This window comes from Chryseobacterium antibioticum (assembly GCF_012927325.1).
Classification (GTDB): domain Bacteria; phylum Bacteroidota; class Bacteroidia; order Flavobacteriales; family Weeksellaceae; genus Chryseobacterium; species Chryseobacterium antibioticum.
On the sequence record NZ_JABBGI010000005.1, the window covers coordinates 64,221 to 87,987 of the forward strand.

Sequence of the window (23,767 nt, forward strand, 5' to 3'; positions counted from 1 at the left end):
ATGAAGATACTCGCAATACGTATAAGAAACCTGGCCTCTTTAGAAGGAAACACCGAAATTGACTTTACCACCGAGCCTTTGCGTTCGGCAGGAATTTTCGCAATTACGGGAGCTACAGGAGCCGGCAAATCAACCTTGTTAGATGCGCTCTGCCTTGCCTTGTATGGTAAAACACCGAGATACCTGCAGGCGAAGGAAACAGGAATAGAAATCTATGATGTACAGGGAAGCACGCTCAGCCAGGGAGATGTCCGCAGTATTTTACGGGACGGAACAGCGGAGGGGTTTGCTGAAGTGGATTTTACAGGGACTGACGGGCAAAACTACAGGGCAACCTGGACGGTAAGGCGCGCCCGAAACAAAGCCGAAGGCAGCATGCAGTCTGATTCAATAATTTTAAAAAATATTACAGCCAACACAGATGTTCCAGGAAAAAAAGCCGAAACCTTAAAAGAGATCGAACGGCTGATCGGATTAAATTTTGAACAGTTCACCCGATCTGTATTGCTAGCGCAAGGTGATTTTACGGCCTTTATGAAAGCGAATAAGGACGAAAAATCTTCATTACTGGAGAAGCTCACAGGAACTCATATTTACTCAGAGATTTCTAAAAAGATTTATGAAAATTATAAATCCCAGGAACAACAGCTCCGCGAACTTAATTTCAGAAAGGAAGGAATTGTCACCCTAACTGATGAAGAATTAAAAACGCTGCAGGAAGAACAAAGTAGCTCAGAGGCCACCATTAAGATTTTAGGGAAGGAAATAGAAGATCTGGCAAAGGAAATTGATTGGCACAAACAGCTGACTGGATTACAAACTAACTACGATCTGGCAGGTACGGCATTGCAGAATGCAACTAACCTTAAAACAGAAGCCTTGCCACGCAGGCAAAAACTACTTGTTGCAGAGCAAGTACAGCAGACCAGAAGCTGGGCAGATGCATTCAATCATGCACGGCAGCAGCATAAGGAGAAAACAGAAACCCTTGCTGCATTAAAAGAAACCATCACAGCACTTCATGCACAAAAGCAGAAACTCGAGGATCAGCTTGTGACCTCAGGAAATGAACTTGCCGGGAAAAACAAAAACCTTACCGATGCTCTACCCATGCTAGAGCAAGCCAGGAAGTTGGACACGCTCCTTTCAGAGAAAAAAGAGCAGCTAACCAAAGCCAGAGAAGAAGCAGAAAACACTTCTGAAAACAATAGCAAACATCAAAAATTACTGGCAGAAAAGCAAGCTGAATGCAAGAACCTTTCTAGTCAGGTAAAAACAATAGAGGACTGGAAAGCAGAAAATACAGAGCGCAGTCCCATTGCTGAAAACAGAGATATTATTCTCTCTAAACTTCAGGACGCCCGGAAACTTTTGGAAATCCAGCAGACTTCTGTAAGCGGGCTGGATCAGATACGGAACTCAATTAAAACGAATGAAGCACAGAAACTAGAATTAGAAGCCAATTTAAGCAAACATGTGCCTGAATGGGAAAATCTAAAGAAAACTTACGATCTCCAGTCTAAAGAACTCCTGTTAGTTCCGGTCGAAAAGTTAAATATGGATAAAGCCGAAGCAGATAACGATGTTGAGAATACCCTAAAAGCACAAGCCAGCTGGCAGCTGTTTTATCATTCTTTTATTGAGCTTGAGACTTTGAAGGACAAACAGTTAAAAGATCAATCTGATTATAAAACAAAGCAGGAGACCTTACACAATATCACCCAACAGCTAAGTCTCGAAAAAGCACAAAAGGAAACAGCTGAACAGTTTTTACAGCATGCACGCCTGGCATCAGCAGAAAATGTAGAAACCCTGAGAGCTGGTCTTACCAAAAACGAACCCTGCCCCGTATGCGGTAGCATCAGCCACCCCTACCAGGAACATCATCCACAATTGGAAAATGTGTTGGCAAAGCTCGAAAAGGCTTATGAGGAAAAGGATCGTATTTATCTCAGGGGCTATCGCCAGCATACTGCACTGGAACAGGCGTGTTCCTTACTTCAGGAAACCATCCAAAGCCAGGCAATAACTATTGCTGCTAAACAGGATGCCCTGGACAGCAAAAAACTGGCCTGGGAACAGTTTGGTCTGCTCAAGGAATGTGATTCTATCGAAGATAAAAATAAAGAAAGCTGGATCAGCGAAAAATTACAAACACTTAAATCCAGACAGGCAAGTCTACTGACACAGATACAAGCCTACTCCACTCAAAAACAACAGCTGGATGCTAACAAAAATAAAATCGATCAGCTCAAAGAGATTATTGATCAAGTTGCCGGGCAGATCAAAGACCTGAAAAGCGCCCTATCTTTATTTCACGAGCAGGAAGCCGGGAAAATAAAAGAGCTGGATAAGGCCACATTGGACCTCAGCGAAGTGGAGAAAACCCTTACTCCCTATTTCAGTGCTTCTGACTGGATAGACAACTGGAAAACGGCTCCGGAAATATTTGTGGAACGTATTGAGACATTCGCCCACAAATGGAAAGAAAATACAGAAAAACTGGAACAAAACATCCGGGCAAAAGGAGCGCTCGAAGCCACATTAAAGGAGCTGGAAAACCAAGCCAAAAACTTGATAGCAGACGTTACCAAAAAGACAGAAGCTTTTAATGCACTCAACAAAAATTATCTCGACACTCAACAGCAGCGCAATATAATTTTTGATGGAAAACCTGCAGAAGAAGCAGAAAAATTCCTGAAACAGTCTATAACCGATGCGCAGAAACAGTTTGACCAACTTAAAGAAACACAGCAACAGCTTAGCATCAATAGTGCTAAAGCCGACACCCAAAAAGAGGAATTAATCGGCTTATTAACCCGGCTGGAAACTGAAACAACAGCCGCTGTTCAAAAAATCCAGAACTGGCTTACTCAGTATAATGAAAGAAATAATCAATCCTTAACTATAGAAGAACTCCATGAATTACTTGCATTAAGCAATGATTGGATAGAAACTGAACGTAATGCTTTACACATTATTGAAGAGGAAGTAACCAAGGCTCTATCTGTCATTACCGAAAGGAAACAATTGCTGGACATCCATAAAGAAAAGTTCGTATCCAAACGTACTCCCGATGAGCTCAGTACTTTGATCACAGCTGCCCAATCAGAGGCGGAACAGAGGAATCATAAAAAAGGAGAACTCAACTTTAAGCTGCAACAGGACAAGGAGAATAAAAACAAGATCGGGGACCTCTTGAAAAGTATTGATGCACAAGCTGTCATTACCGAAAACTGGAGCAAACTGAATGAAATTATAGGGTCTGCAGATGGTAAAAAATTCCGGCAGATTGCCCAGGAGTATACCCTCGATGTCCTTCTGGGTTATGCCAACATTCATCTGAAAGTACTCACAAGCAGATATAAAATTGAACGAATTCCGGCTACGCTCGGGCTGCAGGTAGTAGACCTGGATATGGGTGATGAGGTACGTACGGTCTATTCGCTTTCGGGTGGAGAATCATTTTTGGTTTCGCTGGCATTAGCCCTGGGACTAGCCTCTTTGTCGTCCAGCAGGATGAAAGTTGAATCACTGTTTATTGATGAAGGTTTTGGCTCGCTAGATCCCACCACCCTTAATGTTGCTATGGACGCTTTGGAAAGACTTCATAACCAGGGACGCAAAGTCGGTGTTATCTCTCATGTACAGGAAATGACAGAAAGGATACCCGTACAGATTAAGGTAAGCAAACAGCAAAGCGGGAAAAGTAAAGTAGAGGTAAGTACTATTATTTAGCATAACGTCAGAAAATTTCAATGTTGAAACAACCCGATCAGATCACAAACCATCTGCTTATCAATCTCTTTTTTACTTAAAAATCTGCTGTGTAAACTGATACAAAGATCTTCTCCAGGTAAGCCATTCGTGGTAAGTATCCGGAGATTTGTACAAGAAATACGGATATTTATTTTGGTTTAAAAAAGAGGTTAATACATCATTAAATTCATGAAACATTGTACTTTCTTTCTCTCCGATTCCGATAAAAAAGTAAGGTTTTTTCTTTGATTTTAATAAATTTCCGATAGGAAGTTCTTTAAAAGGATCAGCTTTAGTCCCTTCATAAATGACTGGGCTAAAAACTCCGATGGCCGAAAAGAGTTCCGGATGGTTGACCCCGATAAGCATCGCCTGATAACTTCCGCGGGAGAGTCCTGCAATAGCTTTCTTATCGGAAGTTTTATATTTCTTTTCTATGTAAGGAATCAGTTCCTGAGTAACAATATTGTCAAGGTTTTTGGAAGAAAGGACAGTTCTGGGATAATTGTCCGGCATTTTTTCCTGTTCCGGATTCAGTGCAACTCCATAATCCATCACCACAATCATTTCCTGAGCTTTTTTCTCCGCAAAAAGATGATCCAGAATATTCAGGATATACCCTTGTTTTTCCCATCCCGTAACATCTTCTCCGGTTCCATGATAAAGATATAAAACGGGTAATTTTTTCGATCCGTAATTTGGTGGGAGGTATACTTTAAAATTTCGCTTGCCTTCTGTTATTTTTGAATTTAAACTGTCATTAACAATTTTGCCATGCTTTACATTTTTCTTTAAAAAGAAATCTTCCCCCGAAGGAACTTCAATTCCGCTGGTGGGCTGGCCATATCCAAAATACAGCTGGGTATTGGGATCATTGGTGCGTTTCCCATCCACATTCAACCAGTAGTAATGAAACCCTATTTCCATAGGCGAAGTTGAAATACTCCAAAAGCCATTTTTATCTTTTGAAACAGATGATTGTATATTTTTCAGTCCGTCACCTCCATCTAAAGTGACCGATTTTGCATCCGGAAAATAGACATGGAATTCTGTTTTTCTCTCTGAATTTATTTTCGGAAACTCCTTTCCGGATAAAGCGGTTGAAGAAGTTGTATAGGCCTGTGAAAAGACGATCGAAGAAAATAAAACGAAGATTAAAGATATTTTTTGTGGGTACTGCATTATTTTAATTTTAAAGTATAAAAAATTCATGATCCAAAACTATTTCTCTGAAAATTTACAAGGTCAGACCTGAAAGGAATTTATTAACCCTTTCATTGATTTCATTTGGGAATTCTCCGTTAATTGCATGGGAAGCCGCTGGCCAAACTTCAGCCTCAACATGATTTGAAAGACTCTTTGCGCGAACCAAAGCCTTAGCAGAATCATGCACTATGCTTTTTCCCGCAAAAATGACCAGTATGGGTGCATGAATAGAATTTAACTGTTCAACGGTAAACTGTTTAGGTGCCGGTGTTTTGATCGTAAAGTCTTTTAATCCAATCGAAATAAGGCGAGAAGTGGAGTTTTTTGAATCAACTTCTGCTCCACCGGAAATCCAGCTCATTGATTTTTTACGCCAGTATTCGGGTACAAAAGGAAGAGTGGCAATCAAAGAAAAAAGAATGATCTTTAGAGAAAAGGGCGCAAAAACCAGTGCCGGATCCAGTACAATGATTGATGCAATGTATTTTGGGTAATAGACCGCGTAATTGACAACAGTCCATCCTCCGAAAGAAACACCCAGCAGATGTACTTTTGTTAAGTTTAGTTGCATCAGGACATCTTCTACCCAAGCGGCCTGTTGTTTATGATCTTTGATGGGATTTGTCTGAATACTTAAACCCGGTTCTCCCAGAAGATCCATAGAATACACATCATGAGTCTTTAGGAGCCCGGTAATATTGGGTTCCCACATAGGAGTTGAGGCTGCCCTGCCAGAAAAGAGAAGAATAGGAATCCCTCCCCGATTTCCAAACCGATAGACTCTTACCGTCCCATAAGCAGTATTTATATCGAATGTATCCTGCGGTATGGGCAGTTTCTTCATGGCATCATGGTACAAGGCAAGAAATTTCTGATGCACTTCTTCTGATTTGAACTGACTTATCTCCATAAAAATTCTCTTATCTGTCTAAATTTCAATACGGCTCCGATCATCTATTTGTATGGCTAAGGTACAACTTATACACCACACGGGATTAGTCTAAAAAAAATGATTAAAGGTGAATTTTAAAACTTAGCTTTTAAACTGCTTTCGGAAAGCCACCGCTGTCATTCCCTTGTGTTTCTTGAATTGTCTGCTTAAATGACTCTCATCAGAGAAACCTAAATCATCCGCAATTTGTCCTATGGAATGCTCACTGTACATCAGCCGCTGTTCTACCATATTCATCTTATATTGAGTCAGATAACAGTGTAAACTGTTTCCGGTCAGATTTTTAAAATACTCACCGATATAATTGGCAGACAGGTTAAATTGCTCCGCCAGATGTTTTATCCTTAAATTTTTAGGACAATGTATATGCTGATGCAGATAAACCAGTATTTTATTGATCAGAGGTTCATCCATCGTTGCGTTTGATATTACCTGCTGAGGATTGACGTTGCGGGAAATAATATTTAAAACAAGAATCACCAGATGCTGTAAGTTTTCATTGAAATAGGAAGCTTTTCCGTTGTATTCCACGACCATATTTTCAATTAATGAGGTGATCATCTCACAGTCTCTCTGCTCTTTGATCAGAACCTCTTCAAAACGGTTATGATGCGTAAAAATAGCTTCCAGTTGCTTCAGCCATTCTATGACTTTCTCTTTTTCATGCTGGCTTTTGTACTGTTCAAGAAAAACTTCAGAAAACCGGATGGAACAGTACCGTGTATGGGTAAGACTCTCAAAACCTCTACAGTCTAATGGAGTGAATAAAAAAATACTCCCTTTAGTGTATGAAAATTTGTTTTCATTAACAATCCTGGTCCCTTCACCTTCTATGATCTGTACGATTTCGAAGAACTGGTAAATCAGCGGACGCTCATTCCAGTGCTCCATATCTGAGACCAATATATCTAAGGGTTTATGTAAATGTTTAGCTTTCATTACCCGAAATGTACAAAAAAAACCGCTCGATATCCCTGTTTTTGCCTGTTGGCCTAAGCTAAATTTGTTAAAAAAATATGTTACACAAAAAATTAACGGTCCCCTTCATCAGTGAAAACATTTCGCTTTCCAGCAGGATTGTAATGGCTCCTATGAACCGTCGAAGAGCAACTAAAGGAATACCGTCATCATCCATGATTACCTACTATCAGCAAAGAGCAGGTGCCGGGTTATTAATTTCAGACAACATTGCTGTTTCCTCCAATGGTGGTGCTTATATGAATACGCCGGGAATATACACGGAAGAACAAAAACAGGCCTGGAAAAAAGTGGTTGAAGGCGTTCACGCAAAGGGCGGGAAAATATTTGCCCAACTGGTACAGGCAGGCCGTGTGGGGCATCCGGCTATCCAAAATAACGAACCCTTACTATCATCATCTGCCATAGCTGTGAATGAAACCATCCGTATTCCGGATAACAGCTATCAGCCCATGACCTTACCCGTTTCTATCCGCACAGAAGATATTCCATTCTGGGTCAATACTTTTAAAGAGGCTGCGCTCAATGCCGTAGAAGTAGGATTTGATGGTGTTGAAATTCATGCTGCCCACGGTTTTCTGATCGACCAGTTTATTAACCCATTAAGCAATATCCGAACAGATGAATATGGCGGAAGCATGGAAAACAGAACCAGATTTTTGCTCGAAGTCATGCGTGAAGTTGTCTCTGCAGTGGGAAAGAACAAGGTAGGTATCAGACTTTCGCCTTTCCGGGAAATTTATGATTTGAAATCTTATCCTGAAGAATTGGCAACCCATGAATATATCCTTGATGAGCTACAGAAACTGGATATTCTGTACGTTCATTTTTCTAATGCCATGACCAATGGACATCCTTCAATTCCTATCAGTTTTCTGCAAAACGCCCGAAAGCGTTTTAAAAACATCATAATGATTGCAGGGGGCTTTACCGTAGAAACAGCTGAAGAGATCCTGCAGACCGGACTTGTGAATCTGGTAGCTTTCGGTCAGCTGTATATTTCAAATCCGGATTTGGTGGAACGGATCAAAAATAATCTTCCATTGGCAAATTGGGATGAGGAAACTTTTTATCACGGCGGCGACAAAGGTTATATTGACTATCCCAGCATCTCTATGAGCAAATGCACCCATTATTAGAACAAAAAATGAATTCTAATATCCCCGGACAGCTTGTTCCGGGGATTTTGTATTATAGTGTTTCATATTTTGATCTTCTCCTTAAAATCTTGTATTTAAGTTTTGAAGACGGTTTTTCGATGATAAACCGATACAGCAATCCGCCACAGATACATCCTGCCAGACATATGAAAAGGCAGATATGGTTCGATGTTTCCATTCCAAGCTTGTCAAGACCATATTGAATCATATGGATCATCCCTTTATGCGAAAGGTAAACGGCATAGGAAAGCCCCGCCAACTCTGTCGTCATATATGATTTCGATTTAAAAAGAAAGCAAGATCCTGAAACCGCTGACATCAAAATAATCCCATAACTTAACGCAACACAAGTAAATCCAAAAACAGATGCTCCCTTTAAAACCTGGTCATTACAAATCCAGAACGAAATTCCCAACAGGACTGCTCCAAAAATAAATTCTCAATTCGTTACTGCTTTTAACAATCATGAAGTACTGCTGGGGTCCTATCATATTCCTGTGGGCAGGATCTATAAAAGTGAATTTGATGCTTTTGTAACCAAGGTTTCAAAGGGTTCCATTTAATCCATAAAACAACACTCACCTAACTGCGTTTTACGAGGTAATAAGCCAATTCACCATCAGACCTTTTCAGATTATCTATGCGGCTAAAGCCTGCTTTTTCCAAAACTTTTTGTGAGCCGATGTTGTCTAGGTTAGTTACGGCTACAATTTCATTTTCCTCTGTATTTTCCAAACAATACTGCACTAAAGCACGGCTTACTTCTGTTGCAATTCCTTTACCCCAATATTTTTTGCTCAAAGTATATCCAATTTCAATCTGGCCGGATACATCCGCAAAGTTTCTGGCAAGACACATGCCTATAAAATCATTGTTTTCAACATCAAATATTCCAAAACGACCGAACGGACCTTTAGCATAATCCTCCAAAGCTACTTCGAACATTTCCTTATACTGCTCACGGGAACGGTAAGGAAGATATTTTGTGACCTCTCCGTCTTCAAAAAGGTCACAAAACAAGGCTTGCTCTTGAGCTAAAAACTGACGGATAATAAAGTTCTGATCCTGATGGAGAATATTCATATTGAAAAAGTCTAATAGTAGAAAAGTAAAAGTACAAATTATATACCACCATCAACCGTAATAAAGCGATTTTCATCTCCTCTGTTTAAAGTAAGCAGACCCTTTCGGAGTGATAGTTTTTAAACGTTCTGTTGATCAGTAAAAAAACTTTCATCCTTTAATAATATCAGAACCATAATTAATTATCTTTGAATAAATTGAACAACAAAAAAAACAGTCTTTTACAATTTGTTTAATGGTTAAAACCTCGAAATATGAAAAAAAAACTTATCATTCACTTATTTTCAATCCTGTTGTGCTGTTCATTAGGGGCAAAAGCTTTTGCCCAGTCCAAATCTTACACTCCTATTTCAAAAGAACTCTATGATACGATCATGGAAAAAGACAGTCTGCTTTTTGGTGCTGCCAACTCCGGAAATATCGATCAATTGAAAACTTTCTTTACTCCAGATCTTGAATTCTTCCATGATGTAGGAGGTTTGGCCAATTATCAGGAAACCGTTGATAATTTCAGCAGAGTTGCTAAAAACTACAGCTATACCCGAAGGGTTCTAGTTCCAGGATCTGTAGAAGTTTATCCCATCAAAGATTATGGCGCTGTACAGACAGGCATCCATCAGTTTTGCCGCCTTGACAATGGTTCATTGATCAACTGTGGAAGCTTTAAGTTTGTTCACGTCTGGAAAAAGACCTCTGATGGCTGGAAAATTTCAAGAGTCGTTAGCTATGGACATTAAATTTAAATTAAAAAGATACTTTACTTCAAAAAAATTAACACCTGTAAATCAATACATTAAATAAATGAGAAGCTTAATGAAATCACTGTAACATATTCCACATTTTTACTAGCAATCTTGATCATAAGTCCACAAACAGATGATTTACAAAAAACTGCACAGCCAGTGAAATCCATAATACCAGAAGAACAGCCATTATGGATATTAAAAAAAAGTATTACTTTTGCTTAAACTAATAAAATTGTTTTGAAGCATTATTATTAGTAATTTTAAAAACACAAATTTAATTAAAACATTAAAATCCCCTCTACATGAAAAAAATAATTCTACTCATTACATGTATGTTCGGCATTTCAGTTTTCTCACAGATTAAAGTGCTGAAAAATGAAAGTTTGGTGGAAATTGGCAAAGATAATTCTGTAGGTTTATATAAAAAAGCGGATAAGTTTACGATCAATTATCAGGATCTTAATACCAGTAACCTGAATACCATCAGATCTTTTTCATTTCAGAACCTTGATGGTGACGTTTCCGGTTTGTATAAACTGATCATAGACGGCTTTATATCCACTCCGGACGAAAATATTATCCTGGAACTTCCCAACGATATCATTGAGCTTCACTATGAGAGAAACTATGGCCAGCCAACGGTTCAGTTTATTCAATATATCAATAAAAACCGTAAATATGTTGGAAAATCACAGTTTTTAAATCAAAAACAAGTGGAAAAGGTTTTTGGAAAGGCCAACGGAAAAGCAGCGATGTATGATAAGTCTGCGACCATCAATCGCACCAATGGAACAAAACCCGGTTCACCTCAGGCATCTACTGCTCTACCCGCTTCAAACAGCAGCAATAAAAACAAGAAATCAAGGAAATAACAGGATTATTTCTCAATAATACTGAACTCATTCATCCGAATGAGTTTTTTATTTTTACTTTTGTAGAAAGACATTAAGAATTATGCCACTTCAGATCATCAATTTAACGAAAAAGTTTGGAGAACAGACTGCACTGGACAACATCAATATTTCTATTGATAAAAATGAAATCATTGGCCTTCTGGGTCCCAACGGAGCCGGAAAATCTACCCTGATGAAATCTATTGTTGGTGCCCTGAAAATTGATCAGGGTGAAATCATCTTTAATGGAATGAATATTTCTGAAAACGAGATTGAAAGCAAGAAAAAGATTGGTTTTCTTCCTGAAAACAATCCGCTGTATCTGGAAATGTACGTCAAAGAATACCTTCAGTTTGTAGCCAATATCCATAAAATTTCTTCAGCAAGAGTAGATGAAGTGATTGAACTGGTAGGCATCACCCCTGAAAAATCAAAAAAGATAGGACAGCTTTCGAAAGGATACAAACAGAGAGTGGGACTCGCACAGGCCATCATTCACCAGCCGGACCTGTTGATCCTGGATGAACCTACGAACGGTCTGGATCCTAACCAGATCATTGAGATCAGAAATGTGGTAAAAGAGATCGGACAGCAAAAAACGGTACTTCTTTCTACACACATTATGCAGGAAGTAGAAGCCTTGTGCTCACGGGTTATTCTGATTCATAAAGGACATATTCTTCAGGATTGCCCTATTGATGAATTTAAAGGTAAGTTTAACAGTTTGGAAGAAGCTTTTGCCAGCTACACCGCCGTTTCTTAATTATTTTCAATGGAAATTCACATCACTCACGGACAGGCCATCATCAAAGCTCTGTACGATGGTTTTGCCAGCTGCTTAATCATCAGGCGTCCTGTGGCCGTTAACTGGCCAGACTCCCGGGGAAGTGTGGGTGAATATTATGCGGTATCAGAACTTGCAGAGAAGGATAAAATCATATTGTCTGATGGTCTTAACCGGGCGCTTACCGAAGGAACAGAAGCTGACATCTTATCTGGTATTGAGGATTTCCTTCATCTCTTTGAAAGCGGCACCTATCAGGTCAATCTTGGTAAAATACCATTTGAACATTCCAACTTTTATATGAGCAGACCTTTACCTGCTGATGAAAATCCTGACGGCAGTCAGAAATTTTCAGGTTGGTTCTACCCTTTTGAAGATTTTAATTACCTGTACACGCTGGAGGGTAAAAGCATTGATCCAAAACGAGTAGACTATTATACCGATCTTATTAAAAAAGGAAGCTGTCCGAAGCCTGTTATCTTTTACAGTCTCTATAATCAGGATCCGCTGATGAGCAGTGCTTTTGTTTTGGACGGGCATCATAAAATCGAGGCTTACAGACGTCTGGAAATGGACATCCCTTCCGTATTTATTGCGAAGGACAATGATGGCTACAACTCAGCTTCAGAACTCATGCATGGAGCGCACAGCCTGCTTCACGATATTGAATTTGAACACCTTTTTCAGAATAATGACGATAACCTGCCTCATATTAATTTTCTTAATGATGAATTGCTGACGAATGCCCTGGATAAAATGCTTAGAGATTCAGAAAGAATCGACACCTCCATCATTGAAGTTTTAATCAGGCATCACCAATCCGGTTCTTCGGATGAAAGAAAATGGCTGAACAGGCGTCTTGGATTTTTAAGAAAAAACATTCATCTCAGCTTTTTTAATTTCAGAAAAGGCTTAAATGTATATATTCCTCAATATGCTAAAGGTTATAAAACAAATACCTGGTTTCTGAAAACGCTCAGAAATACCATGGAACTGAACACATGGATCAATGAGACAGTCTTGAGGTAAGCATCAAATGGCTTCATATTTGATTGGGTTTGCATCTAACCAATAACTCAATGATAATGATCAAAAAGATTTTACTAGGCGCATTCTGCATGACTCAGTTTTCTTTAGCCTATGCAACAGAAAAGCCATCTGCGACAATCAATATTCAACATGCATCTAATGAGGTACAGCCTTTTCAAAAGGTACCCAAAACAGTGATCATTAAAACGAAAAAGTTTAAGATCAGAATAGACAAACAACCCAATGGAAAATATCTTTACCAGTCATGGGCTGCCAATGCTAAAATCACTTCAAAACCAAGTATGATCATCAGTGATGGTGAATTGATCCCCGACGGTTCGGGAGGCAATTACTATTTCAATTTTGTGAATGAAGGTTACAATTATCAGGTTTGGAGGAATTATCTTACGGACTCAGCTTCCAAAGCTCCTTACACCCTGACTGTAAATGATGAAAACGATCGTGAAATTGTACGCCAGGACGCACAAGTAGTAAAAAATTAACATACAGAAATCCATTCTTTAGAGTGGATTTTTTTTCTGCTTCATTAAATAGATAGAGTTCAGTACCATTTCTTGTCATGAAATTTATTCTTAGTAAAAAATTCTGTATTGCTGGACTATTGTTTTGTGATTAATCCTTATATTGAAGCATCATACTAAATTGACAGAAATGCTATTTTCAGTAAAATCAAATCTGATAGATCTTGTTGCCAGAGAAATCTACCCGGCAGAAGTCACCATCAATCATGGCAAAATTACTTCGATAAAGAGGATTGACGAAACTCCCGAAACCTATATTTTACCGGGCTTTATTGATGCTCATGTTCATGTAGAAAGCAGCATGCTCCTTCCTTCAGAATTTGCAAGGATTGCAGTGAAACATGGCAGTGTGGGAACCATTTCGGACCCGCATGAAATAGCCAATGTCCTTGGTGTTCCCGGAGTTGAATATATGATTGACAATGCCAAACAGGTTCCCTTTCATTTTTATTTTGGGGCACCCTCGTGTGTTCCAGCTACCAACTTTGAAACTGCCGGGGCTGTTATTGACTCCAGAGATATAGACCATTTGCTCTCCCGTGAGGACATTATCTATTTAGCAGAAATGATGAATTTTCCGGGGGTCATTTACAAAGATCCGGAAGTTCTGAAAAAAATAGAAATTGCAAAAAAATATAAAAAACCCGTAGACGGACATGCTCCGGGACTTATGGGTGAAAACATGGAAGCTTATTTTAGCGCTGGTATTACGACAGACCATGAATGTTTCAGTTATCCGGAAGCCCTGGAAAAACTGAAATTCGGTGTCAGCGTGCTTATCCGTGAAGGAAGTGCTGCCAAAAATTTTGACACCCTTATCCCGCTCCTGAAAGAATATCCTGAAAAAATCATGTTTTGTTGTGATGACAAACATCCTGATGATCTCATAGAATCCCATATTAATTACCATGTAAAACGTGCACTTGATTTGGGCTATGATCTGTTTGATGTTTTGAGGGCTGCTTCATACAATGTCATCAAGCACTATCAGCTCCCGGTCGGATTATTGCAGCCGGGTGACAATGCAGATTTTATTCAGATTGACAATTTGGAAAATTTTAAGATCTTAAAAACATACATCAGCGGACAACTGGTAGCCGAAAACAATCAGTCATATATCCAATCGGTTAGCGCACCTGAGATTAACAATTTTCACTGCAGCCCCAAAGAGCCTGCTGATTTTCAATTAAAAAGTTCAGGCAGCCACATCCGTGTGATAGAGGTTTTAGACAGACAGCTGATCACCAACGAAGTCCATTTACCCACTTTAGTTGTCAATGGCTATGCCGAATCTGACATTGAAAATGATATCTTAAAGATCGCGGTAGTCAACCGGTACAGGGATGAAAAGCCAGCTGTTGCTTTTATTAAAAACATAGGACTTAAATCTGGTGCTATAGCATCCTGTGTAGCCCATGACTCTCATAATATTGTAGTTGCAGGCACCAATGATGATGATATGTGTAAAGCGGTCAACGCCATCATAAAAGCGCAGGGTGGAATTTCACTGGCCACCAAGGATGAGGAAATGGTTTTGGAATTGCCTATTGCCGGAATTATGACGAACCTTAATGCTGAGGAAGTAGCTGCCCAATATATTAAACTGGATCAATACGCTAAAGAATTAGGAAGCACACTTAAAGCTCCTTATATGAGTTTATCATTTATGGCATTGCTCGTCATTCCCGAACTGAAACTCAGTGATAAGGGTTTATTTAACGGAAAAGAATTTCAGTTTACGGATGTATTTATTTAAATTTAAAGGATTGGAAGCTGGAAGAGGGAGGATGGAAGTTACTGTTCGTTGTCATTTCTGATTCAGGTAATTTTTTTTCTTCCAGTGTCAGTTTCCTTTGTCGTATTAAAAAGAAAGTTCTTCAACCTTAATTGGGTCAAAAACCTTATCAAACAATCTTCAGATCAGAAAACTTGCTGCCCGGAAAGCTTTCTTCAGCCATCATATACCCGATATTGAAAATCTCTTCCAACCGGTCTTTTCCCCGTTCAAAAGTTCCGTATGAAGACAGTTTCTGGGAAGAAATAAACCAGTCACAATAATCGAATTTCCCTTTTTCTATTCTATAGGAAAGCAGATCATACGAACGGGAAACAATGGCTTTGATCGATTTTAAATCTTTGATATTAATATCGTGGGGAGGAGAAACAAAAACACCGATCAGTTTATCGCATTCTTCTCTGATAATATCTGCGGGAAAATTATTCAATACTCCACCGTCACAGTACATTTCCTCACCAATGATGTACGGCGTTGTAACTCCCGGAATAGAACATGAGGCAATAATGGCATCGACCACTTTAAAATCTTCATCAAATATCTTCTGGGTTCCGGAAACCAGTTCCGTCGCTACGATTTTCACCTCCTTATTCAGATCCCCTAACTTCATATCATGGAAGATGGGTTTAAGATAATTCCGGAAAATAATGGAAGAAACCAGTCCCGGCTGGTTGAAAGCAAAATGTTTCCAGTTGAAGAAATAAATCGAATTGAAGAACTCCAGGATCTCATCCGGTGTTTTTCCCACCGCATACAGACATCCCACAATAGATCCTGCGCTGCAGCAGGAAAGCACATCTATATCAATGTTTTTTTCGTTCAAGAATTTTAACACTCCTGCATGGGCAATCCCTTTGGTACCGCCGCCTGACAAAACCAGCCCTTTTCTCTCAAAATTCATAGAATAAATGTAAGAAAACGGCTTGAGATAATCAGATTAATTTTAATAAACATGCTGATTTTAAAATTATTTTAATAAAAATAATTCTAATTTTCTCGCCCCCTTTCAAAAAAGCAAACAATTTAATTCGGAACGATCAGTTTAAATTGTATCTTTGTCTCATGCCAAGGAGTAAAGAATTTGACTATACAGAGAAACTGGAAGTAGTACGTAACCTCTTCTGGGAAAAAGGATATCATGCAACTTCTATACATGATATCGTTGCTTCCATGAAACTGAACAGGAGTAGCATTTATGATACCTATGGCAATAAGCATGATTTATTTTTAAAATGCCTGTCAAATTATGCAGCCTTCAAAGAAAATCAATATTCAAAAGCGTCACTGGTAAAGGATAAAGGAATTGAATCTCTAGAATATATTATCCGGGATGTTGTACATCAAACGCTGGCAGATAATAAAGCCTGTCTTATTGTAAAAACTATTTTTGAAGTGGCTCCTTCAGATCCCGAGGTTAAACAGTTCATTTTAAAGAATGCTGCTGTGCTTCAGACTATTTTAGAACATTCCATATCACAGGCTCGTTCGGAAGGAGATATCAAAAGTGAAAGTTCTTCATCTGTTATTGCCCGTTATATCCTTTCTTCTTTCAGTAGTTTTTGGAGTCATTATATCTTAACGCAAAATAAAAAAGAAGTAACGGAAATGGTTGATTTTTTAATGGAGCAAATCAGGAAATAATTTTTTATCCAATATTGGAACGATTGGTTTAAAATTAAATAATAAAAAATATCAATTAACAAGCAAAATAAAATGGAAACAATGCCTTTAAATGAGATCAGAAAAAATAAAATTGAAACCTATTTCAACAAGATCGATTCGGGAACATTTGACGATGAATACTTTGGTCTTTATACTGAAGATGTAGAAATGTATTATCCAAAATTCGGGTTTGAAAAGGGAAAACAGGGAATTAAAAATTTTGGAAAGGTCATAGGAAAGCACTTGGAGAAACTTACTCATGATATGCAAAATTTCAGATATATTTTTTCAGACCCTATCATTGTGGTGGAAGGTAACGAAAAAGGAATCACAAGGTCCGGTAAAGAATGGCCTGACTATACTACCTCTTTTGGTAAATTCTGTAATGTCTTTGAATTTGACGGTGAACTGATCAAAAGGGTGCATATTTATGTAGATCCGGATTTTACATCGGAGGATACTGAAAGACTTACTATTTTCAGGAATGAATCCCAATCTGTTATAGAAAATCCGGTGCCTCAAACCAAAGACGTGGTTGAAGAATTCTATGACATACAGTTCGGAAGAAAAGAAGGAAATATCATGAATCTTTTTGCTGATGATGTAGATTGGGACCTGCCTGGTAATGAGGAGAAATTCCCATGGACAGGGAAAAGACAAACTAAACAGGAAATAGGTCAGTTTTTCCAGGAATTACACAATAATGTGACATCGGAAAGTTTTAATATTGATTTTATTTCTGTAAAAGGAGAAAACGCAACCGTAGTGGGACAATTATCCTCCAAAATACTGAAATATAACAAAGTATTCAGTACCGAATTTGTAGTTATTTTTAAAGTTGTCGATGGAAAAATTGTCAAATATCATTTCTTAGAAGACAGCTATGCCCTTAATGAAGAAATGAATTGATAAAGATGCATTTTCTTCGCTGTAAACTATTCTTATTGCAGCTGTTGAAAAATATGGTCTGCCTTTGAACAAAGCAAAATCTCTATATTTTTAACCACAAAAGTCTACAAGATTTTAAAATACTTAAGTATATCAATTTTTGTGACTTTTGTGGTTTTACTTTTCTGATCAATCCAGAATATAGACCGTTTTATGTTCCATTCTTATTTCAGCAGATATTCCTGCATGAATCTGATCACTGCAAGACGCTGAAAATCTACATTTTCTTTTTTTCTGAATCCGTGGCCTTCGTTTTTAGCCTCCAGATACCATACTGTTTTTCCCTGAGCTTTCAGCTTATCTCTCATCTGAACAGCTTCCGTAACAGGAACTCTCGGATCATTGGTCCCCTGAATGATAAACATTGGCTTTTTAATTTTGTCAATATTGTTCAATGGGGCAATTTTAGTGAAGAATTCGGCCATTTTAGGAATTCTTTCATCGCCGTACTCTACCCTTCTTAAATCTCTTCTGTATTCTTCCGTATTTTTAAGGAAGGTATTAAAATCAGAGATTCCAACAATATCTACAGAGCATCTGATCTTATCGGCATATTCATAAGCGGTGGCTAAGGTCATAAATCCACCGTAGCTTCCGCCCATGATCATAATCCTGTCTTTATCCAGTTCAGGTTGTTTGGCAATCCAATCCAGAAGACTTCCGATATCTTTTACGGAATTCATTCTCAGATCCCAGTTATCTGCTGCGATGAATGTCTTTCCGAAGCCGGAAGATCCTCTTACGTTAGGATAGATTATGGCTACCCCCATTTCATTGGTAAAGTAGTTGGAAGAACCTATTGAAGAAGCCATAGACTGCCCTTCCGGGCCTCCGTGGATGTTAATAATAACCGGTCTTTTTCCTGTAAATTTCGATGAAGCCGGATAATAAAACCCGGAGATCTTCATATTGTCAAAACCTTTCCATTCGATCAATTTAGGAACGGACATATCTGCAGGCTGCATTTCTCCCTGCTCACTTTCTGTCCATCTTTCTATATTCTGAGTGGCCATATCCATTTTATAAATATCGGACCCCGAATCTGCTGCGGATCTTGAGAAATAAAGAGACCTTCCGTCGTTAGAAAATTTCACACCACCAATCAATCCGGTTGGAATCTGGCTTACCGGCACATATTTTTTGGTAGCCGCATCAAGGATGTACAATTTATTGATTCCGCTTTCATTGGTGATAAAAGCAAGTTTAGACTGATCTTGGGAAAGATCGTAATCTTCTACGTTCCAGGGAATGGAAGTGGTAAGATACTCTGTCTTTTTGGTTTTCAAATTTAAAACGGCCAATCTGCTGAATTCATTGTTACGGTCCGTAACATAAAAAATTTCGTCCGGATTTTTACTGAACGAAGCACCGCTCTGGACCACACCTTTCTCTTTTCTATCGGTAATTGGTTCCAGCTTTTTGGATTCCAGATCATAGATATACAGATAGGAATCGTTGGCAGACACATATTCAGTGATCAATAGTTTTTTACCGTCTTCGGACAGATCAGAGATTCCCCAGCCGCCTCCTTTTACTTCCAGAACCAACTGTGTATCTTCCGGTTTTAAAGGATTCATGTAATAAATATCCCTGTCGCCCCCGTTTCTTTTGGTCGATGAAAAATAAAATCCTGAGCCGTCTTTTTTCCAGATCATTCCTCCGTTCTGGGATCTTCCGCCATCGGTAAGAAGTTTGGATTCCATGGTTTTCAGATCAAGCTTAAAAAGCTGTCCGAATTCATTTCCTCCGGTATCTTTGGTATAGATCAGATACTCCCCTTTTACGGGCTCATAGGAGGCTGTATTGACCGGTTCATCAAAGAATGTAAGTTGTTTTCTCGCTCCCATCGGCACAGAAACTTTATGAAGCTGATTCGTGGATGCAAAACGGGTCACTGCAATGATTTCTTTCCCGTTGGGATGAATGCTCGCAATCCCTGCATTCCTGCTTTCAGAATATTTCTTAATAGCCTGATTCATGGTTTTGGGAATAGGCAGAATATTCTCGGCAATGAGATTCTCGTTAGGACTCACAAACTCATTTTTCGTCTGTGCAGAAAGAAGCCCGGCCAGCGAAAGAGCCAAAACAATATATTTGTTTTTCATTGTTAAATTTTTGCCTGAATTTACAAAAAAACCACAGACAAATTGCCTGTGGTTGGTATATAAAGATATCTGATCTTTTTAATTATTGATATACTTTTCAAAGATGGCCGAAAAGTCTTTCTGGTTGTATTTCTCGTAGCTGTTCTTTGACCAGTTGAAAACATATTCATTCACATGCTGCAATTCCTGACTTTTGGAAACATTCTCCTGCTTTCCGGCAGCGACTGTAGTAATCGCTTTCTGAAGGCTTTCTACTGAGAAACCTAAAATAGACTGATTATGGTGTACTTCCTGCTGAATCGCCAAAAGAGCTTTGTAAAGGTCTTTTAACTGATCAATCTGGCCTTTACTCACACTGATCATCAAGGGAACATTTCCGATATGGAATGAAATTTCCACATCAAGGTCAATAGTTCCTGCCGTTTGCAGTGCTATATTTGAGAACGGAAACTGATAATATTCGTATCTTCTCAAAATCCTTTTTTTATCCAGAGCACTGGCTCCGTCGATATGAATCAATGCTCTGTTTGTAAAGCAATATTCGTCTCTTTTAGATTTAATCAGGAAGAAGATTCTCTCATTATCTTCTGACAAAATATAGTCATCTGAATCTACTTTGTCATAGTCCTGAGAAGGAATAATTTTTCCGATATCACCAAGACCTAATGCTTCTGCAGCAAGTTTTTTAAACATCTTTGAATATATAGTTATGAGTTAGATTTAGATGTGGATCACTTCACCGTAAGCTGCTGCTGCTGCTTCCATGATCGCTTCAGATACTGTTGGGTGCGGGTGGATCGATTTAATGATCTCATGACCTGTAGTTTCCAGTTTTCTGGCCACTACTGCTTCCGCCACCATATCTGTAACGCCTTCTCCAATCATGTGACATCCTAACCATTCACCATATTTAGCATCAAAAATAACTTTGATGAAACCGTCTGTATTTCCGTTAGCAGTAGCTTTACCACTTGCAGAAAGAGGGAACTTACCTACTTTGATCTCGTATCCTTTTTCTTTAGCCTGCTTTTCTGTAAGACCTACAGAGGCTACTTCGGGGTGACAGTATGTACATCCAGGGATATTGCCGTAGTCGATTTTTTCAACATGCATTCCTTTGATTTTCTCAACACAAGTGATTCCTTCAGCAGAAGCAACGTGTGCTAAAGCCTGAGTAGGAATAATATCACCGATTGCATAGTAACCAGGAACCGAAGTTTCGTACCATTCGTTTACTAAAACTCTTCCTTTATCTGTCTGGATTCCCACTTCTTCCAATCCGATATTTTCGATATTGGCAGCGATACCTACCGCAGAAAGTAAAATATCAGCTTCAAGGGTAATGGTTCCGTTGGCTGTTTTTACAGTAGCTTTCACGCCTTCTCCGCTCGTATCAACGCTTTCTACAGATGCATTGGTCATGATCTCGATTCCTGTCTTTTTAAGAGATTTCTCTAAGTGTTTAGAGATTTCCTCATCTTCTACAGGGACGATGTTCGGCATAAATTCCACAACCGTTACTTTAGTTCCCATTGTATTATAGAAATCAGCAAATTCTACTCCGATAGCACCAGAACCTACAACAATCATAGATTTTGGTTGTTCAGGAAGAGATAATGCCTGTCTGTATCCTATTACTTTTTTACCATCCTGAGGAAGGTTAGGAAGTTCTCTTGAACGTGCTCCTGTTGCAATAATAATGTTGCTTCCAGCATATTCAGTTACTTTACCGTCTTTATCTGTAACAGAAACTTTTTTACCTTTCTGAATTGTAGCGGTACCAAGAATCACGTCGATCTTGTTCTTCTTCATCAGGAATTCAATTCCTTTGCTCATTTTACTGGCTACGCCACGGCTTCTCTGGATCACGTTTGGAAATTCAAAGCTGGCTTCCACTTTATTCAGACCATAGTCTTCAGCATGGTTGATATAATGAAAAACCTGAGCAGACTTCAGTAAAGCTTTCGTAGGAATACATCCCCAGTTCAGGCAGATACCTCCTAAGTTTTCTTTCTCGATAATTGCAGTTTTGAAACCTAATTGTGCTGCTCTGATCGCAGTAACATAACCGCCAGGACCGCTTCCGATGACAATGATATCGTAGTTCATTATTTTAAAAATTTTATGCGAATTTAAGGAAAAATATTGGATGTTTTATGTTCTGCCATTTCATATTTCACTGAACACTAAGTTCATTTTACCAGCCAGTACTTAGCCTAACGACCCTGAGCATCTTTTTTTTTCAAATATTAAATACCACTCCAAAATTTAAACACAATACTCAAAATCACAATAAAGTGATTTGATTGCCAGATAATAAAAATAACCAATTGTAAATGAATATTTTACAATAATTTTCATATTTTCGCCCCAGATATAACAATATGAAAATAAAGAACTTTATTTCGATCTTTCTTCTATGTAGTGTTTTTTCAAACGCACAAGTTGGTATTAGAACTACAACACCTAACAGTACTTTAGCCGTCGCCGGGTCTCTGGGGGCCGATTACAAACAGATCACCGCTACAGATCATTATATCACTTATGACGGCGCTGCCAATGCTACCTTTACGCTTCCTGTCATTGGAACGGGTTCTACCAGTTATACGGGAAGAATTTATAAAATAAAAAACATCTCTGCTTCCAGCATTACGCTTCAGGCATCGAGTGGCAATACTTTAAGAATCGACAATACTCCGGTTTCGTCTTTTGTGATTCCTACCGGAGCTTATGCCGAGGTGGTGAACAACAGCAATACGACAGGAGGAACATGGGATCTGTCGTTTACGGTTCTTCCTAAACCGAGCAACGTTGAAATTTATGGAGTACAGCTTTCTATTCCGCCTCACGGGGGTGGCTCTCCGGGAGTAACTGACTGGACTACTCATACGGTAACATCTTATGATACGGGTACAGGTACAGATGCATGGTGGGTGATCAGCAAAGCTTCTACCACCTATGCACATACCGCAGGCTATTCCAATGCAAGCCGTATGACGATCGTCTATGAATATCAGGGCACCCCTTTCAATGTCACCAATATGTATCCTATTTTGACGGCAGGAAACAATTCCAGTTTTCCTGATGTGTTTACAGCTTCGTTCGTAAGTCTTGCGAATGTTTCAGAAAAAACAAGACTTACCGTTTCGGTTTCCCGTATTGACTTTATAGGAGCCAACGGATCCAATAACAGTAACTGGACGGGGACTTTCATGCTGAATCTGTTGCTGGCGAGGAAATTATATTAAGATAGATAAAGGATGAGGATGAGGCTAAGATGGAAGATGAAAAAAGATTGAGAATAATTATAAAATGAAGAAAGCCGTTTCACAAGATGTGAAACGGCTTTTTATATCTATTTTAATGTATAACCCAAGATTACATTTTTTTAAGTAATCTTTTCTCAGTCCGGTATCTTTCATTTAAAGCTTTCATCTGATCTCTTTTCATCTTTTTTGTCGCAAGCGGATGATTCATAATCAGTTTCTTTTCTGTATTGTATTTTTTGTCCAGCTCACGCGATTTACTGCTGATTAGCTCACTTTTGGATGGGTGTGGGGGTGCCGGTGGTCGTTTCTGGGCATTCACACTCATCGATAAAACTAATAACAATACGGTTGATATAAAAAACTTTTTCATGACATTTACTTTTTTTTGAATGATTTTAAACGATGCTTATGATCAATTAAATTCATTCTGGTTTAAGTAAATATTACATATATCGTACCATAGCTATTATTTAAGTTAAAATTTTGTATAATCAAAACCCTATTCTACCTCAATGTTCCTTTTCAGTGACAGGTTCTTAGAAGAATTTCCTACCATAATTCTGTAGGTCCCTTTTTCTACGATCCATTCCATTTTTTCATCTAAAAATTTAAGTTCTTTGACTGGAATTTCAAGCGTCACCTGTTTTGATTCTCCGGGATTTAAATAGACCTTTTTAAAACCTTTCAATTCAATGACGGGTCTGGATACCGATGCCAGTACATCTTTTACATACAGCTGCACCACCTCACTTCCGGCTTTTAATCCCGTATTTTTAACAAGAACCTTTGCCGTGATAGTTTCATTTTCTGAATACTTTGTTTTATTTAATATGAGATCTGAAATCTCAAAAGTGGT

At 38.7% G+C, this 23,767-nt stretch carries 22 protein-coding genes; 11 read left to right on the forward strand and 11 right to left on the reverse strand.

What is annotated here, in order from left to right; all coding sequences use genetic code 11:
* Window positions 1-3,738, forward strand: a complete 3,738-nt coding sequence (locus HHL23_RS05180) for an AAA family ATPase (RefSeq protein WP_169233751.1) — start codon at window positions 1-3, stop codon at window positions 3,736-3,738.
* Window positions 3,739-3,810: 72 nt separating this feature from the next.
* Here the strand turns inward: HHL23_RS05180 and HHL23_RS05185 are convergent, their stop codons facing one another.
* The 3 genes from HHL23_RS05185 to HHL23_RS05195 form a co-directional block, all read right to left on the reverse strand.
* On the reverse strand, window positions 3,811-4,941 hold the full coding sequence (locus tag HHL23_RS05185; protein WP_169233752.1) for an alpha/beta hydrolase-fold protein: 1,131 nt from the start codon (window positions 4,939-4,941) through the stop codon (window positions 3,811-3,813).
* Window positions 4,942-4,996: 55 nt separating this feature from the next.
* The gene (locus tag HHL23_RS05190) at window positions 4,997-5,875 is read right to left on the reverse strand and encodes an alpha/beta fold hydrolase (protein WP_169233753.1); all 879 of its coding nucleotides are present in this window, start codon (window positions 5,873-5,875) and stop codon (window positions 4,997-4,999) included.
* A gap of 123 nt (window positions 5,876-5,998) precedes the next feature.
* Window positions 5,999-6,856 (reverse strand): AraC family transcriptional regulator, encoded by an 858-nt coding sequence (locus HHL23_RS05195; protein WP_169233754.1) that lies wholly within the window; start codon window positions 6,854-6,856, stop codon window positions 5,999-6,001.
* Between the two features lie 77 nt (window positions 6,857-6,933).
* Between HHL23_RS05195 and HHL23_RS05200 the strand changes: the two genes are divergently transcribed.
* On the forward strand, window positions 6,934-8,034 hold the full coding sequence (locus HHL23_RS05200; RefSeq protein ID WP_169233755.1) for an alkene reductase: 1,101 nt from the start codon (window positions 6,934-6,936) through the stop codon (window positions 8,032-8,034).
* Window positions 8,035-8,086: 52 nt separating this feature from the next.
* Here HHL23_RS05200 and HHL23_RS05205 read toward each other — a convergent pair whose 3' ends face one another.
* Window positions 8,087-8,326, reverse strand: a complete 240-nt coding sequence (locus HHL23_RS05205; protein ID WP_169233756.1) for an acyltransferase family protein — start codon at window positions 8,324-8,326, stop codon at window positions 8,087-8,089.
* Between the two features lie 311 nt (window positions 8,327-8,637).
* Entirely contained in the window at window positions 8,638-9,138 is a 501-nt protein-coding gene (locus tag HHL23_RS05210; RefSeq protein WP_169233757.1) for a GNAT family N-acetyltransferase, read from the reverse strand.
* Window positions 9,139-9,392: 254 nt separating this feature from the next.
* Between HHL23_RS05210 and HHL23_RS05215 the strand changes: the two genes are divergently transcribed.
* The 6 genes from HHL23_RS05215 to ade all read left to right on the forward strand — a co-directional run bounded on the left by HHL23_RS05215 (window position 9,393) and on the right by ade (window position 14,888).
* Window positions 9,393-9,875, forward strand: a complete 483-nt coding sequence (locus tag HHL23_RS05215) for a nuclear transport factor 2 family protein (protein ID WP_169233758.1) — start codon at window positions 9,393-9,395, stop codon at window positions 9,873-9,875.
* 311 nt (window positions 9,876-10,186) lie between these two features.
* Window positions 10,187-10,756 carry a hypothetical protein gene (locus HHL23_RS05220; RefSeq protein WP_169233759.1) on the forward strand — a complete coding sequence of 190 codons (570 nt, stop codon included), beginning with the start codon at window positions 10,187-10,189 and terminating at the stop codon, window positions 10,754-10,756.
* Between the two features lie 82 nt (window positions 10,757-10,838).
* Window positions 10,839-11,540, forward strand: coding sequence for an ABC transporter ATP-binding protein (locus HHL23_RS05225; RefSeq protein ID WP_169233760.1), 702 nt, complete (start codon window positions 10,839-10,841; stop codon window positions 11,538-11,540).
* A 9-nt stretch (window positions 11,541-11,549) separates the two neighbouring features.
* Entirely contained in the window at window positions 11,550-12,590 is a 1,041-nt protein-coding gene (locus tag HHL23_RS05230; protein ID WP_169233761.1) for a hypothetical protein, read from the forward strand.
* A gap of 56 nt (window positions 12,591-12,646) precedes the next feature.
* Window positions 12,647-13,093 (forward strand): hypothetical protein, encoded by a 447-nt coding sequence (locus HHL23_RS05235; RefSeq protein WP_169233762.1) that lies wholly within the window; start codon window positions 12,647-12,649, stop codon window positions 13,091-13,093.
* Between the two features lie 169 nt (window positions 13,094-13,262).
* Window positions 13,263-14,888 (forward strand): adenine deaminase, encoded by a 1,626-nt coding sequence (gene ade, locus HHL23_RS05240; protein WP_169233763.1) that lies wholly within the window; start codon window positions 13,263-13,265, stop codon window positions 14,886-14,888.
* A 148-nt stretch (window positions 14,889-15,036) separates the two neighbouring features.
* Here the strand turns inward: ade and HHL23_RS05245 are convergent, their stop codons facing one another.
* Window positions 15,037-15,828 carry a patatin-like phospholipase family protein gene (locus HHL23_RS05245; protein ID WP_169233764.1) on the reverse strand — a complete coding sequence of 264 codons (792 nt, stop codon included), beginning with the start codon at window positions 15,826-15,828 and terminating at the stop codon, window positions 15,037-15,039.
* Between the two features lie 161 nt (window positions 15,829-15,989).
* On the opposite strand from HHL23_RS05245, the gene HHL23_RS05250 reads away from it, so the two are divergent.
* The gene (locus HHL23_RS05250) at window positions 15,990-16,568 is read left to right on the forward strand and encodes a TetR/AcrR family transcriptional regulator (protein ID WP_169233765.1); all 579 of its coding nucleotides are present in this window, start codon (window positions 15,990-15,992) and stop codon (window positions 16,566-16,568) included.
* Between the two features lie 72 nt (window positions 16,569-16,640).
* On the forward strand, window positions 16,641-17,498 hold the full coding sequence (locus tag HHL23_RS05255; protein WP_169233766.1) for a nuclear transport factor 2 family protein: 858 nt from the start codon (window positions 16,641-16,643) through the stop codon (window positions 17,496-17,498).
* A 203-nt stretch (window positions 17,499-17,701) separates the two neighbouring features.
* On the opposite strand, the gene HHL23_RS05260 is transcribed toward HHL23_RS05255, so the two are convergent.
* The 3 genes from HHL23_RS05260 to lpdA all read right to left on the reverse strand — a co-directional run bounded on the left by HHL23_RS05260 (window position 17,702) and on the right by lpdA (window position 21,751).
* The gene (locus HHL23_RS05260; RefSeq protein WP_169233767.1) at window positions 17,702-19,642 is read right to left on the reverse strand and encodes a S9 family peptidase; all 1,941 of its coding nucleotides are present in this window, start codon (window positions 19,640-19,642) and stop codon (window positions 17,702-17,704) included.
* Between the two features lie 78 nt (window positions 19,643-19,720).
* Window positions 19,721-20,335 carry a PH domain-containing protein gene (locus HHL23_RS05265; RefSeq protein ID WP_169233768.1) on the reverse strand — a complete coding sequence of 205 codons (615 nt, stop codon included), beginning with the start codon at window positions 20,333-20,335 and terminating at the stop codon, window positions 19,721-19,723.
* A gap of 27 nt (window positions 20,336-20,362) precedes the next feature.
* The gene (gene lpdA, locus HHL23_RS05270; protein ID WP_169233769.1) at window positions 20,363-21,751 is read right to left on the reverse strand and encodes a dihydrolipoyl dehydrogenase; all 1,389 of its coding nucleotides are present in this window, start codon (window positions 21,749-21,751) and stop codon (window positions 20,363-20,365) included.
* Window positions 21,752-22,026: 275 nt separating this feature from the next.
* Between lpdA and HHL23_RS05275 the strand changes: the two genes are divergently transcribed.
* Window positions 22,027-22,890 carry a hypothetical protein gene (locus HHL23_RS05275; protein WP_169233770.1) on the forward strand — a complete coding sequence of 288 codons (864 nt, stop codon included), beginning with the start codon at window positions 22,027-22,029 and terminating at the stop codon, window positions 22,888-22,890.
* Between the two features lie 130 nt (window positions 22,891-23,020).
* Here the strand turns inward: HHL23_RS05275 and HHL23_RS05280 are convergent, their stop codons facing one another.
* Complete coding sequence (locus tag HHL23_RS05280; protein ID WP_169233771.1) at window positions 23,021-23,281, reverse strand: hypothetical protein; 261 nt, start codon at window positions 23,279-23,281, stop codon at window positions 23,021-23,023.
* 129 nt (window positions 23,282-23,410) lie between these two features.
* Window positions 23,411-23,656 carry a fibronectin type III-like domain-contianing protein gene (locus tag HHL23_RS22895; RefSeq protein WP_394354149.1) on the reverse strand — a complete coding sequence of 82 codons (246 nt, stop codon included), beginning with the start codon at window positions 23,654-23,656 and terminating at the stop codon, window positions 23,411-23,413.
* Window positions 23,657-23,767 lie beyond the last annotated feature (111 nt).

Excerpts from the sequence above, each read along its gene's own strand:
- HHL23_RS05180 (WP_169233751.1), top strand. The coding sequence starts at position 1 with ATGAAGATACTCGCAATACGTATAAGAAACCTGGCCTCTTTAGAAGGA.
- HHL23_RS05185 (WP_169233752.1), bottom strand. The coding sequence starts at position 4,941 with ATGCAGTACCCACAAAAAATATCTTTAATCTTCGTTTTATTTTCTTCG.
- HHL23_RS05190 (WP_169233753.1), bottom strand. The coding sequence starts at position 5,875 with ATGGAGATAAGTCAGTTCAAATCAGAAGAAGTGCATCAGAAATTTCTT.
- HHL23_RS05195 (WP_169233754.1), bottom strand. The coding sequence starts at position 6,856 with ATGAAAGCTAAACATTTACATAAACCCTTAGATATATTGGTCTCAGAT.
- HHL23_RS05200 (WP_169233755.1), top strand. The coding sequence starts at position 6,934 with ATGTTACACAAAAAATTAACGGTCCCCTTCATCAGTGAAAACATTTCG.
- HHL23_RS05205 (WP_169233756.1), bottom strand. The coding sequence starts at position 8,326 with ATGACGACAGAGTTGGCGGGGCTTTCCTATGCCGTTTACCTTTCGCAT.
- HHL23_RS05210 (WP_169233757.1), bottom strand. The coding sequence starts at position 9,138 with ATGAATATTCTCCATCAGGATCAGAACTTTATTATCCGTCAGTTTTTA.
- HHL23_RS05215 (WP_169233758.1), top strand. The coding sequence starts at position 9,393 with ATGAAAAAAAAACTTATCATTCACTTATTTTCAATCCTGTTGTGCTGT.
- HHL23_RS05220 (WP_169233759.1), top strand. The coding sequence starts at position 10,187 with ATGAAAAAAATAATTCTACTCATTACATGTATGTTCGGCATTTCAGTT.
- HHL23_RS05225 (WP_169233760.1), top strand. The coding sequence starts at position 10,839 with ATGCCACTTCAGATCATCAATTTAACGAAAAAGTTTGGAGAACAGACT.
- HHL23_RS05230 (WP_169233761.1), top strand. The coding sequence starts at position 11,550 with ATGGAAATTCACATCACTCACGGACAGGCCATCATCAAAGCTCTGTAC.
- HHL23_RS05235 (WP_169233762.1), top strand. The coding sequence starts at position 12,647 with ATGATCAAAAAGATTTTACTAGGCGCATTCTGCATGACTCAGTTTTCT.
- ade (WP_169233763.1), top strand. The coding sequence starts at position 13,263 with ATGCTATTTTCAGTAAAATCAAATCTGATAGATCTTGTTGCCAGAGAA.
- HHL23_RS05245 (WP_169233764.1), bottom strand. The coding sequence starts at position 15,828 with ATGAATTTTGAGAGAAAAGGGCTGGTTTTGTCAGGCGGCGGTACCAAA.
- HHL23_RS05250 (WP_169233765.1), top strand. The coding sequence starts at position 15,990 with ATGCCAAGGAGTAAAGAATTTGACTATACAGAGAAACTGGAAGTAGTA.
- HHL23_RS05255 (WP_169233766.1), top strand. The coding sequence starts at position 16,641 with ATGGAAACAATGCCTTTAAATGAGATCAGAAAAAATAAAATTGAAACC.
- HHL23_RS05260 (WP_169233767.1), bottom strand. The coding sequence starts at position 19,642 with ATGAAAAACAAATATATTGTTTTGGCTCTTTCGCTGGCCGGGCTTCTT.
- HHL23_RS05265 (WP_169233768.1), bottom strand. The coding sequence starts at position 20,335 with ATGTTTAAAAAACTTGCTGCAGAAGCATTAGGTCTTGGTGATATCGGA.
- lpdA (WP_169233769.1), bottom strand. The coding sequence starts at position 21,751 with ATGAACTACGATATCATTGTCATCGGAAGCGGTCCTGGCGGTTATGTT.
- HHL23_RS05275 (WP_169233770.1), top strand. The coding sequence starts at position 22,027 with ATGAAAATAAAGAACTTTATTTCGATCTTTCTTCTATGTAGTGTTTTT.
- HHL23_RS05280 (WP_169233771.1), bottom strand. The coding sequence starts at position 23,281 with ATGAAAAAGTTTTTTATATCAACCGTATTGTTATTAGTTTTATCGATG.